The organism is uncultured Tateyamaria sp. (genome assembly GCF_947488715.1).
Classification (GTDB): domain Bacteria; phylum Pseudomonadota; class Alphaproteobacteria; order Rhodobacterales; family Rhodobacteraceae; genus Tateyamaria.
In genome coordinates, this window is the sequence record NZ_CANLAG010000007.1 from 189020 (window position 1) to 200581 (window position 11562).

The 11562-nt window shown below is 63.3% G+C and carries 10 protein-coding genes; 7 read left to right on the forward strand and 3 right to left on the reverse strand.

The window, feature by feature from the left end; genetic code table 11:
- Nucleotides 1-200: 200 nt before the first annotated feature.
- Entirely contained in the window at nucleotides 201-1361 is a 1161-nt protein-coding gene (locus Q0936_RS16455; RefSeq protein ID WP_299298356.1) for a cytochrome P450, read from the reverse strand.
- Nucleotides 1362-1425: 64 nt separating this feature from the next.
- Between Q0936_RS16455 and Q0936_RS16460 the strand changes: the two genes are divergently transcribed.
- The 5 genes from Q0936_RS16460 (at nucleotide 1426) to Q0936_RS16480 (ending at nucleotide 7936) form a co-directional block, all read left to right on the forward strand.
- Entirely contained in the window at nucleotides 1426-3159 is a 1734-nt protein-coding gene (locus tag Q0936_RS16460; RefSeq protein WP_299298353.1) for an ATP-binding protein, read from the forward strand.
- A complete protein-coding gene (locus Q0936_RS16465; protein WP_299298350.1) occupies nucleotides 3156-4385 on the forward strand; it encodes a sigma-54 dependent transcriptional regulator in 1230 nt (409 codons plus the stop codon). Before Q0936_RS16460 ends, Q0936_RS16465 begins: the two co-directional genes overlap by 4 nt.
- A 243-nt stretch (nucleotides 4386-4628) precedes the next feature.
- A complete protein-coding gene (locus Q0936_RS16470; RefSeq protein WP_299298347.1) occupies nucleotides 4629-5627 on the forward strand; it encodes a DctP family TRAP transporter solute-binding subunit in 999 nt (332 codons plus the stop codon).
- Between the two features lie 77 nt (nucleotides 5628-5704).
- Nucleotides 5705-6394, forward strand: coding sequence for a TRAP transporter small permease (locus tag Q0936_RS16475; RefSeq protein WP_299298306.1), 690 nt, complete (start codon nucleotides 5705-5707; stop codon nucleotides 6392-6394).
- A 3-nt stretch (nucleotides 6395-6397) separates the two neighbouring features.
- Nucleotides 6398-7936, forward strand: a complete 1539-nt coding sequence (locus tag Q0936_RS16480; RefSeq protein WP_299298302.1) for a TRAP transporter large permease — start codon at nucleotides 6398-6400, stop codon at nucleotides 7934-7936.
- A 159-nt stretch (nucleotides 7937-8095) separates the two neighbouring features.
- On the opposite strand, the gene tpiA is transcribed toward Q0936_RS16480, so the two are convergent.
- Nucleotides 8096-8827: a triose-phosphate isomerase gene (tpiA, locus tag Q0936_RS16485; RefSeq protein ID WP_299298299.1), complete on the reverse strand. Its 732-nt coding sequence runs from the start codon at nucleotides 8825-8827 to the stop codon at nucleotides 8096-8098.
- Nucleotides 8828-8923: 96 nt separating this feature from the next.
- Between tpiA and Q0936_RS16490 the strand changes: the two genes are divergently transcribed.
- Together Q0936_RS16490 and Q0936_RS16495 are read left to right on the forward strand one after the other, a co-directional pair.
- A complete protein-coding gene (locus Q0936_RS16490) occupies nucleotides 8924-9829 on the forward strand; it encodes a 2-oxoglutarate and iron-dependent oxygenase domain-containing protein (RefSeq protein ID WP_299298296.1) in 906 nt (301 codons plus the stop codon).
- Complete coding sequence (locus tag Q0936_RS16495; protein ID WP_299298293.1) at nucleotides 9826-10506, forward strand: HD domain-containing protein; 681 nt, start codon at nucleotides 9826-9828, stop codon at nucleotides 10504-10506. The genes Q0936_RS16490 and Q0936_RS16495 overlap by 4 nt, the downstream gene beginning before the upstream one ends.
- Here Q0936_RS16495 and Q0936_RS16500 read toward each other — a convergent pair.
- Nucleotides 10489-11460 carry a LacI family DNA-binding transcriptional regulator gene (locus tag Q0936_RS16500; protein ID WP_299298290.1) on the reverse strand — a complete coding sequence of 324 codons (972 nt, stop codon included), beginning with the start codon at nucleotides 11458-11460 and terminating at the stop codon, nucleotides 10489-10491. The genes Q0936_RS16495 and Q0936_RS16500 overlap by 18 nt on opposite strands.
- Nucleotides 11461-11562 lie beyond the last annotated feature (102 nt).

The following is an 11562-nucleotide window of genomic DNA, read 5'->3' on the forward strand; positions in this document are numbered from 1 at the left end:
ATTTTTCATTCAGCCAGTGGTGAGGCGACGCTCTGCTTCTGACGCTGCGCGGGTTGGATTGTTTGGATATTCTGCTGAGAGGTCGTTTAAGGCGCGGTGCGTCTTAAACAGACTTTTTCGAAGGTGTTGTGAGTCGCGCCCGCGTCAAGGACACGCCGCCTTTGGCGGTGGCCTTTGGCCATCCTTGACCCAGTCCCGACTCACGAGGTGACGATCAGGCGGTCGAGTTTGTGAAAGTGGTAGCTATCGGCATACATGGGCGTCTCGGTGATGCGCAGATCGGCCATCGCGTCAAAGAGCATCGGTAGGGCGATCTGCATTTCCAGCCGGGCCAGCGGTGCGCCGACGCAAAAGTGCAGGCCGCCGCCAAAGGCGACATGCGGGTTCTTTGCGCGGGTCGGATCGAACCGGTGCGGTGCATCGAACACCGCCGGATCGCGGCCCGCAGCCCCCAGCATCAGCGCGATCTCGTCACCAGGGGTGAGCTTGTGACCACCGACCTCAATCGGTTCGTAGACGTGGCGCGTGAACATGTGCAGCGGCGGGTCATAGCGCATGACCTCTTCAACACAGCGTTCGGGATGGGCGAGGGCGTCTGTGGCGCCGCGGTCCACCAGGGCTTTGACCGCGTTGCCAAGGCTGTGCACCGTCGCCTCGTGTCCGGCGTTCAACAGCAGAATGCAGGTGCCGATCATCTCGTCCATGCTCAGGGTCTGGCCGCCGTCTTCGGCGGCAATCAGCTCGGTGATCAGGTCGTCGCGCGGGTCATTGCGCCGCTCTTCAATATATCCGCGCAGGAAGGCTGTGAACTCGGCGGCGGCGGTGTTGGCGGCGTCCTCGATCGTACGGCTGCGCCCCGCCTGATACATCGCCACCATCGCCGCCGACCAGCGCAGCAGGTCCGGCCCCATCTCCTCTGGCACACCCAAGAGGCGAGCGATCACGCGTACCGGCACCAGCTGGCAATAGGTCGGGATCAGGTCGAAGGGCCCCGCGGGCAACCCCGCCAGCAGGTCGGCGCAGATGGCGCTGATGTCCCCCTCCAGCGCCGCAATCCGCCGCGAGGTGAACGCATGCAGCACCAACCGCCGCAACCGCGTGTGCTCGGGCGGCTCCAGCTCCAGCAGGGAATACCGCTCCACTGCGTCGAAATCCGTCAAATGCGCCGCCGCGGCCCCGCGCCCCGGCACTGCACGCCCCAACCGCCGGTCGCGCAAAAGCGCGTGCACCGTGGCGTGGTCAAAGGTCGCAAACATCCCGTAATCCTGCCAGAACTGCACCGGGCCATCCGCCCGCGCCGCATCGTAAAACGCATAGGGGTCCTGCACGAAATCGGGGTCATGGGGGGATTGGATCAACATGGCCCAGATGTCTCAGCCCCGCGCGCGCTTGGCAAGCCCCGATGCCCGCGGCTAGGGTGCGCCCATGACATCGGGTCTCCTCAGACGGGTCAGCGTTGTGCTGGCCTTTGTGGCCGTCGTCGCCGCGGCGGCGGCGGGTGTGTGGCGCTATGGCTACTTCCAGGCGCTGGACCAATTGTCGCGCCAGGGCGCATCGGACCTCGCCCTCGCCTCGGACCGGCTGACGGGGCAGCTGCAACGCTACCGCGAACTGGCTGTGCTTGTGGCCGACCACCCGCAAGTGGGCGCGGTGCTCGCAGGCGAGGATGTCGCCGCCGCCGAGGCGCTGCTGCTCGAGATTGCCGACAAGACCGCTGCCGAGGACATCCGCCTGACCGACGCCACAGGGCACGTCATGGCCTCGGCCCGGCCCACACCCACCGGCGTCGACATCGCCCCGCTGGTCCAGCGCGCAACCCAAGGGGCGCTCGGTTGGGGCAACGGCAAAACGCCCGCAGGTGCCCGCGTGTTCGCCTATGCCGCCCCGGTGTTCAACGCCCAGTCCAAGGTACAGGGGGCCGTGGTCGTCACCGCCAACCTCGCAGGCATCGAATGGGACTGGGTCGGATCGAACCCGGCGGTGTTCTTCACCGACGCGCAAGACCGCGTGTTCATCACCAACCGCTCCGAAATCGTGTTCTGGGAACGGCCCGAAAATGCGCCCGGCCTCGTGCCCGACCTCGGCCCGCCACTGCCCTTCGACAGCTACCACCTGGGCCGCCACGAGGTCTGGCAAATGGGGTGGGGGCCGTACCTGCCGCAAAACGCGCTGCACCTTGTGCGCGCGCTGCCGGTGATCGGTATGACGGGCGAGGCGCTGGTGGATGTGGCCCCGGCCCGCCGCCTTGCCACGCTGCAAGCCGCCGCCGTGGCGGGGCTCTGCCTTGCTTTCGGTGCGCTGCTCTTTCTGGCCACCGAACGCCGCCGCACACTGGCCGATGCCAACGCACTGCTGGAACAGCGCGTGGCCGAACGCACCGCCGCCCTGTCCGATACCAATGCCCAACTGCGCCGCGAGGCCGAGGAACGCGAAGAGGCACAAACGGCCCTTGCCCGCGCGCAGGCCGACCTCGTACAGGCGGGCAAACTGTCGGCGCTGGGGCAGATGAGCGCGGGCCTCAGCCACGAGCTGAACCAACCGCTCATGGCGATCCAGACCTATGCCGAGAACGGCAAACAGTTCCTCGCCAAATCGAAACCCGACCGGGCGGATGAAAACCTGGGCCGCATCGCCGACATGGCCCACCGCATGGGCCGCATCATCAAGAACCTGCGCGCCTTTGCCCGGCAGGAAAGCGAACCGGCTGTGCGCGTCGATCTGGTTGCCGTGGTACAAAGTGCCGTGGAACTGACCATGCCCCGTATCCGGCGCGAGGATGTCACCCTCGACCTCGATCTGCCCGACACGCCCGTCTGGGTCTCGGGGGGCGAGGTGCGGCTGGGGCAGGTCTTTGTCAACCTGATCTCCAACGCGGTGGACGCCATGGCGGGCACCGAAACGCGCCGCCTGACCCTGTCGATCGCGGGGGCCTCGGTCACCATCCGCGACACCGGGCCGGGCATCGCCGTGCCGGACCGCGTGTTTGACCCGTTCTATTCCACCAAAGAGGTCGGCGCCTCCGAAGGCATGGGGCTGGGCCTGTCGATCTCCTACGGCATCGTCCAGAGCTTTGGTGGCGAGATCCGTGGCGGCAACAGCGATCAGGGGGCGGAATTCACCGTCGAACTCCTGCCATGGACAGAAAGGGACGCGGCATGACCGTTCAGGTGCTGGTGGTCGATGACGACGCCGCCGTGCGCGACGCGCTGGCGCAAACGCTGGAATTGGCGGATTACGCGCCCATCACGGCGGCCTCTTTCGTGGTGGCCAAGGATCATATCACCCGCGACTTTGACGGCGTGATCCTGTCGGATATTCGCATGCCGGGCCGCGACGGGTTCTACCTGCTGGCCCACACGCGCAAAGTGGATGCGGACCTGCCCGTGATCCTGCTCACCGGCGAAGGCGACATTCCCATGGCCGTGCAAGCCATGCGCGAGGGCGCCTTTGGCTTCCTCGAAAAACCCTGTGCGCCCAGTGACTTGCTGTCCGTTCTTGAACGCGCGCTCAAATCCCGCGCGCTGGTGCTGGAAAACCGCCGCCTGCGCAAACTGGTAGAAAGCGGCGATCCCGCCTCGCGCATGCTCTTTGGCACCTCCGATCTGGCTGACGGGTTGCGCGCCCGCGTTCGTCTGGTCGCCCCGCTGGAAACCGAGGTGCTGGTGACCGGCGCGCCCGGCACTGGTATCTCCAAGGTGGCCGAGGTCATCCACCTGTCCTCGCTCCGGTCCAAGGCCGCCTTTGTCAAACGCGCCGCCAGCGACTTGCGCCCCAAGGCGCTGGCCGAGGCGATCAAGGAGGCCGAGGGCGGCAGCCTCTTTCTTGACGAGATCACCCATCTGCCCGCCGCCAGCCAATTGGCCCTGCTCGAAGCGCTGGAGGCCGGCAGCGCCGCACGTCTGATCGCAGGCAGCAACCGCGACCTTGCCGCTGCGGTCGAGGCGGGCGCGCTCAACGCCGATCTCTACTACCGGATCGAGGTCATGCCCGTCCGCATCCCCTCTGTGGGCGAACGCCCCGAGGATATTCCCGTGCTCTTTCGTCACTACGTCGCACAAGCCGCCGAACAGGCGGGTCTGACCCCGCCCGAGGTGGGTCCCGACCACATGGCGGCACTCATGGCGCAGGACTGGCCCGGCAATGCGCGGTCACTGATGAGTGCGGCGATGCGCTTTGTGCTGGGCATGCCCGAAGACGCCGCCGAAGTCGCCGATCAAGGTCTCGCCGAACAGATGGCGCGGGTCGAGCGGTCCTTGCTCATTGCCGCATTGGGGCGCCAGAACGGTCATGCCAGCGCCGCCGCACAGGCGCTGCAACTGCCGCGCAAGACGTTTTACGACAAGCTCAAGCGCTACGGGATTCGCGCCGAGGACTACCGGCGCTAACACTGTGCGGAAATCCGCACAGTGTTGCGTGGGGCCGTGCGGGAAACCGCACATAGCCGCGTGTAGTATCGGTTTTGTGAGATGAAGGTATACGCGTAAGGCATTGTTATTATGTCGTTGGTGTCGTTTCTCCAGATATTTCCAAGAACTTTATGCTGCACGCACCGCGCGGTCTGCTTTTATGTGGCGGCCTGTCCCCGCGGGGACAAACGGTTTCACAACATTTCTCTGGGAGGAGACATTATGAAATTTTTGACCGCTGCCGCCCTGGCCTTGACCGTCAGCGCGGGCGCCGTTGCCGCCGCCTGCGACTCCGGCGAGATCGTGATCAAGTTCAGCCACGTGACCAACACCGACAAGCACCCCAAGGGGATCGCGGCGTCGCTGTTGCAACAGCGCGTGAACGACGAGATGAACGGCACCGCCTGCATGGAAGTGTTCCCGAACTCGACGCTCTACAACGACGATCAGGTTCTCGAGGCGCTGCTGCAAGGCGACGTGCAACTGGCAGCACCCTCGCTGTCGAAGTTCGAGCAGTTCACCAAGAAGTTCCGCATCTTCGATCTGCCCTTCATGTTCCGCGACATCAACGCGGTTGACGCGTTCCAGGCCTCCGAGACCGGTCAGGCGATGAAGGAATCCATGACGCGCCGCGGCCTGCTGGGTCTGGCGTTCTGGCACAACGGGATGAAGCAGATGTCGGCCAACAAGCCGCTGATCTCTCCGTCGGATGCCAATGGTCTGAAGTTCCGGGTGCAAAACTCTGATGTGCTCAAGGCACAGATGGCGGCTCTGGGTGGCTCGCCCCAGCCGATGGCGTTCTCCGAAGTCTACGGCGCGCTGCAAACCGGCGTTGTGGACGGTCAGGAAAACACCTGGTCCAACATCTACGGCAAGAAGTTCTTTGAGGTGCAGGACGGTACAACCGAGACCAACCACGGCATCATCGACTACCTCGTCGTGACCTCGACCGACTTCTGGGACAGCCTCGAAGATGACACGCGTGACCAGCTGGCCACCATCATCGAAGAGGTGACCACCACGCGCAATACGCAGGCCTTCCAGGTCAACGAAGAGGCCAAGCAGGCCGTGATCGACGCCGGTGGTGTGGTCCGCGCGCTGACAGCCGAGCAACGTGCCGAATGGGTCGCCGTGATGAAGCCCGTCTGGGATGAGTTCAAGGACGACGTGGGCCAGGACAACATCGACGCCGCTCAGGCGATCAACGCCGCCACCAACTAAGGCTGGCACAGGGTCCGGCGGCATCTGCGCGCCGGACCCGATCTATTTTCTGAACATTGTGGGGAAAGGGCAGGACCATGGCAGGCGCTTATGATCCGGGCACCGGGTTTGGCCGTTGGGTCAACGAAATCGAAGAGACGGCCATCGCCATCCTTCTGGCACTTATGACATTGATAACATTCATCAATGTCGTGCTGCGCTATGGCTACAACACCGGCCTGATCTGGGGGCTGGAGATGGTGACGTTCCTGTTTGCTTGGCTCGTCCTCTTTGGGGTCAGCTATGCGGTCAAGGTCACTGCCAACCTCGGTGTGGACGCGGTTATCAACCTGTTTTCCCCGGCCACACGCCGCATCATTGCGCTGGTCGCGGGTGCGATCTGCATCGGCTATGCGTTTCTCGTCTTCAAGGGCGCCTGGGACTATTGGGCCAACTTTGCGAACCTGCCGCAGACCACCGGGCGCTGGTTCCCGACCGGGTTCGAAGAGATGAAGCGGTCATCCTATCGCGGCTGGTACGAGACGGTCGACATCCCGCATCCCGTCTGGCTGCAGTGGATCGAGCCGATCATGAACGAAGGCGAGGCGTACGAAAAAATCCCGCGCTTCATGCCCTATTTCATCCTGCCTTTTGGCATGGGTCTGCTGCTGTTCCGCTTTGTCCAGGCCACCGTGCGGGTCTGGAAAGGCCACGCCACAAGTCTGATCGTGAGCCATGAGGCCGAAGATGCGATCGAAGACGTCAAACACATGAACGAAGGCGATTAAGCCATGGAAGTTGCAATTCTTTTCGCCCTTGTCGTGGGGATGATGCTGATCGGTGTGCCGATTGCTGTCAGCCTCGGCATGTCCTCGATCATATTTCTGCTGGTGCTGAGTGATACCTCGCTGGCCTCGATTGCACAGACGCTGTTTCAGGCGATGGCGGGCCACTACACACTGTTGGCGATTCCGTTTTTCATCCTCGCCTCGACGTTCATGTCGACCGGTGGCGTGGCCAAGCGGATCATCCGGTTCTCCATCGCCGTTGTGGGGCATTTCCCCGGTGGTCTGGCGATTGCGGGTGTGTTCGCCTGTATGATGTTTGCGGCCCTGTCGGGGTCCAGCCCGGCGACCGTGGTGGCCATCGGGTCCATCGTGATCGCGGGCATGCGGCAGGTGGGCTACTCCAAGGATTTTGCCGCGGGTGTCATCGCCAATGCGGGTACCTTGGGCATCCTGATCCCGCCGTCCATCGTGATGGTCGTCTATGCCTCGGCCACGGATGTGTCCGTGGGCCGGATGTTTCTGGCGGGTGTGATCCCCGGTCTGATGGCCGGTACGATGCTGATGATCACCATCTATGCCATTGCCAAGATCAAGAACCTGCCCAAGGGCGACTGGTTGGGCTGGGGTGAAGTAGGTGCCTCGGCGGCTGCGGCCTCGGGTGGTCTGTTCCTGATCATCATCATTCTGGGCGGCATCTATGGCGGTATCTTTACCCCCACGGAGGCGGCGGCGGTTGCGGCGGTCTATTCGTTCCTGATTGCCAGTTTCATCTATCGGGACATGGGACCGTTTTCCAAGGATGCGCCGCGCGCAGGGAATTTCACCGGTATCACGCTGATGGGTGGCCTGGCTCTGGGCATCCTGATCTGGCTGGTGGCGGGCGGTCTCGATCTGACCACATCCGTTCTGATCGGTTTTGCGCTTGCAGCGGCAGGGGCGGCGGCGGAACGTGTGCTGCGCGGTCTGGACCTGAACCCGGTGGCGATTGCCACGGATTTTGCCCGGATGCCGCTGGCGCTGGTGCACCGCGATACGAAGAACGCGTTTTTTGAGGCGGGCAAGCTGACCGTGACGCTGATGTTCATCATTGCCAATGCGTTGATCCTGAAGCATGTTCTGACCGATGAGCAGATCCCGCAGCAGATTGCGGGTGCGATGTTGGATGCGGGATTTGGGCCGGTTGTGTTCCTGATCATCGTCAACATCATCCTGTTGATCGGTGGTCAGTTCATGGAGCCGTCGGGCCTGTTGGTGATCGTCGCACCACTGGTGTTCCCGATTGCCATCGAGCTGGGGATTGATCCGATCCATCTGGGCATCATCATGGTGGTGAACATGGAGATCGGGATGATCACGCCGCCTGTGGGTCTGAACCTGTTCGTGACCTCAGGGGTGGCGGGGATGCCCATGATGCGGGTGGTGCGCGCAGCGCTGCCGTTCCTGGCCGTGCTCTTCGTGTTCCTGATCATGGTGACCTATATCCCGGCCATTTCGATCTGGTTGCCGACTTTGATGATGGGGCCGGAGATTATCGTGCAGTAGGTGTAAGGTTTGCGCGGCGCGTTTTTTGAAAATGACGCGCTGCGCGCGACACGATGTTCAGGGGGGCGCTGCCCCCCTGCTGTTGAAGTGAAAGGGGGGCGCTGCCCCCCTTGGCGCTATGCGCGCCATCCCCCCGAGGTATTTGCCGCGAAAGGAAGATCAGGAGGCGGCGAGGGCGTCGATGATGGGTTGGAAATCGTCGGGTTTCAGGGATGCGCCGCCGACGAGGGCGCCGTCGACGTTCTGTGCGGTGAAGATTTCAGCGGCGTTGCTGGGTTTGACGGAGCCGCCGTAGAGGATGGACATGGTTGTGCCTTGGGCTGCGAAGCGGTTGGTCAGTTTTTCGCGGATCATGTCGTGGGTTTCGATGATCTGATCGAGGGTGGGCACGCGGCCGGTGCCGATGGCCCAGATCGGTTCATAGGCGATGACGGTATTGTCGGCGGTGGCCCCGTCGGGGGTGGAGCCGTCAAGCTGGGCCGCGATGATGTCGAGGCAGTCGGGACCGAGGCGTTCGGCTTCGCTTTCGCCGATGCAGATGATGGCGGTGAGGCCTGCGGCATAGGCAGCTTCGGCCTTGGCGCGGATTTGGGCGTTGGTTTCGGCATGATCGGCGCGGCGCTCGGAGTGACCTACGATGACATATGTGGCGCCTGCGTCCTTGAGCATGGAGGCGGCGGTGTCGCCCGTATGGGCGCCTGAGGCCTGTGTGTGGCAGTCCTGGCCGCCGATGGCGACGGGGCCTGCGATTTGCGCCGCGCGGTGGATCAGGGGGGCTGGCGGACAGATCAGCACCTGGGTGCCGTTCGGGGCCGAGAGGGTTTTGAGGCCGTCCAGCATGGCCGGAGTGCCGTTCATTTTCCAGTTGCCTGCTGCCAGTTTGCGTCCCATGCGTGCCCTCGTTTGGTGATGTGCGATGTGGGTTGGTCCTAGCATCGGGGGCGCGGCTGCGCTAGGGCGTGGCCGAACGAGTGGAGAGGGCAGGTGATGATCCCACGACTGGATGCGAAGAAACTGGCCGAAGGCGACGCGCAGAGCCTTGCGGCCCTGCGAGAGGCGGCGGTTGGGGTGGGCTTTGCCACCGTGCACAACACGGATTTGTCGGCGGCGCGGGTGCAGGAGGTGATCGAGACCTACCGCGCGTTCTTTCGCCAGCCGGAGACGGCCAAGCGGGCGCTGGATATGGCGCGCACGGGGTCGAACCGGGGGTGGGGGGCCGCAGGGTCCGAGCAGGTCGATCCGGATGCCAATCCCGACTACAAGCAGTTCTTTGACATTGGGTACCAGTTGCCCGAGGGGCATGCCCTGGCGACCAAGATTTTCTATGCGCCGAACCAGTGGCCGGATGATCCCGCATTTCGGCGTGTGATTTCAGACTATTACGCGGATGCCATCACTGTGTGCAAAGGTTTGCTGCGGGCGATTGCGACGGCGATTGGTGCGGATGCGGCGCATTTTGACAGGGCGTTTGACACGCCGATGGCGCTGTTGCGGGGCAACTATTATCCGGCGCGGCCCGACTGGGCGGGGGCCAAGGATTTCGGGATTGCGACGCACACCGACTATGGCTGTCTGACCTTGCTGGCGACGGACGGGTCGCCGGGGTTGGAGGTGCGCAAGCGTGGCGGGGGCTGGATCCCGCTGAGTGCGCCGCCGGGAGATTTTATCATCAACTTTGGCGAGATGCTGGAGTTCTGGACGGACGGGGCGGTCAAGGCCACGCCGCACCGGGTGGTGGGTGGCATGGCCGAGCGGATTTCGGTACCGATGTTCTTTAACCCGACTTATGACACCAATGTTGCCCCAAAGGGCGGCGACGAAGAAATGTTGGCCGGTGATCACCTGAGCGCGCGGTTCCGCGCGACATATGTGCATTTGCAAGACAAAACATGAGCTTGCAGGCGGACCTTGAAGCCGAAGTGCATCGGGTCTGGGCCGGACAAACGGACGGTGCGCATGACATCTGGCACGTGCGGCGGGTCTGGGCGACATGTGGCATGATTGCGGATCAGATGGCGTACCCCGTCAACCGCGACGTGCTGATGATCGCGGCCTATCTGCACGATATTATCAACCTGCCCAAAGACGATCCACAAAGGGCACAGGCCGCATCCCTATCAGCCGATCATGCGGTCGCGTGGATGCAGGCGCGCGGGATCGCGGGTCAAGAGCAGGTGCATCACTGTATATCCGCCCACAGCTTTTCCGCGGGCGTGCCGTGCGAGACAGCGGAGGCGCGCATTTTGCAGGACGCGGACCGTCTGGAGGCACTGGGGGCGATCGGGATTGCGCGGTGTTTCGGCGTATCGGGACAGATGGGCCGGGGCCTCGTGCATGGCGGTGATCCGTTGGCCGACGCGCGGGCGCTGGACGACAGAGCCTATGCGCTGGACCACTTTGAGGTCAAATTGTACCGGATCGCAGAGACACTGCACACCGAACCGGCACGGGCGATTGCGGCGGAACGCGTGGCGTTTATGCGTGCGTTTGTGGCGCAGATGGTGGGTGAATTGAGGGTCGGATCAGACCCGAACCCATCAGACCCCTTCCTATCAAACAGGGCTGGTTGAACTGCGCAGGATCAACTGTGAAGGCAGTTTAAGCGCCTCGGGCCGCGTGCCCTGTTCGATCCAGGCGCGCATCGCATTGGCCGTGTGACGCCCCATATCGTCGAGCGGCAAACGCACGCTTGTGATGGCGGGGGACGTGGTGCGCGAGGCGGGCAAATCTTCCATACCGATCAAGGAGATGTCGTCGGGAACCGACACGTCGATGGATTGCAATCCAAAGAGCGCACCCAGGGCCAGCACGTCCGAAGCGCAGAGCAGGGCGGTCACGCTGCGCTCATTTTGAACGACGTGTTTGGCGAGGTCTGCCGCCGCTTCGTAGTGGAGGGGACATTCGAGAATGTGCGCGCCCGAGGGCAGACGGGCCTGTAGCGCGACGATCCGGGCCTGTGTGCGGTCGTTGGAGCGCACAGGGCCGTGCATGACCGCGATATTGCGGTGGCCCAGATCCACCAGATGATCCAGTGCCATCAGGGCAATTTCGGCATTGTCATAGCCAATGGTGGGCAGGTCGTGCTCCGGCGAAAAATAGGAGGTGGCAATCACCGGCAGGGCCCGGCGGCGCACATTTTGTTCAAAAGCCGGGTCGCGGGTGATGCCTGATACAACCAGCCCCTCGATGCCGAGGTTCATCAGATCTTGGGCGCGTTTCGCCTCTAGTTCTGGGTTGCCGCCGGTGGTTGCCACAACAAGAGACAGGCCGCACAGGGCCAGTTCCTCTTCGAGGGCGTGCAGGTAGCGGGCAAAGATCGCGTGATCCAGCGTCGGCACCAGTGCGCCGACCATGAACGTGCGCCCGCTGTTGATGGCGCGGGCCGAGGGGCTTGGCACAAAGTTGAGCGTGTCCACCGACGCCTCGACACGTTTGCGGGTGTCGGCGGACACCACACCCGTCCCGTTCAGCACGCGGGACACGGTGGCCACGGACACGCCCGCATGACGGGCCACGTCGCGCATGTTGCTTTTCGTTTTTGGTCGAAGTTGAGGCATTCACCTACCATTTTGATTGGGCCGACCGGCACAATACAGTAATTGTTGACTTATGAAACTGGTTACACA

What these genes read in the sequence shown, in the direction of transcription:
- Q0936_RS16455 (WP_299298356.1), bottom strand. Translation starts at nt 1,361, where the DNA reads ATGTTGATCCAATCCCCCCATGACCCCGATTTCGTGCAGGACCCCTAT.
- Q0936_RS16460 (WP_299298353.1), top strand. Translation starts at nt 1,426, where the DNA reads ATGACATCGGGTCTCCTCAGACGGGTCAGCGTTGTGCTGGCCTTTGTG.
- Q0936_RS16465 (WP_299298350.1), top strand. Translation starts at nt 3,156, where the DNA reads ATGACCGTTCAGGTGCTGGTGGTCGATGACGACGCCGCCGTGCGCGAC.
- Q0936_RS16470 (WP_299298347.1), top strand. Translation starts at nt 4,629, where the DNA reads ATGAAATTTTTGACCGCTGCCGCCCTGGCCTTGACCGTCAGCGCGGGC.
- Q0936_RS16475 (WP_299298306.1), top strand. Translation starts at nt 5,705, where the DNA reads ATGGCAGGCGCTTATGATCCGGGCACCGGGTTTGGCCGTTGGGTCAAC.
- Q0936_RS16480 (WP_299298302.1), top strand. Translation starts at nt 6,398, where the DNA reads ATGGAAGTTGCAATTCTTTTCGCCCTTGTCGTGGGGATGATGCTGATC.
- tpiA (WP_299298299.1), bottom strand. Translation starts at nt 8,827, where the DNA reads ATGGGACGCAAACTGGCAGCAGGCAACTGGAAAATGAACGGCACTCCG.
- Q0936_RS16490 (WP_299298296.1), top strand. Translation starts at nt 8,924, where the DNA reads ATGATCCCACGACTGGATGCGAAGAAACTGGCCGAAGGCGACGCGCAG.
- Q0936_RS16495 (WP_299298293.1), top strand. Translation starts at nt 9,826, where the DNA reads ATGAGCTTGCAGGCGGACCTTGAAGCCGAAGTGCATCGGGTCTGGGCC.
- Q0936_RS16500 (WP_299298290.1), bottom strand. Translation starts at nt 11,460, where the DNA reads ATGCGCGACGTGGCCCGTCATGCGGGCGTGTCCGTGGCCACCGTGTCC.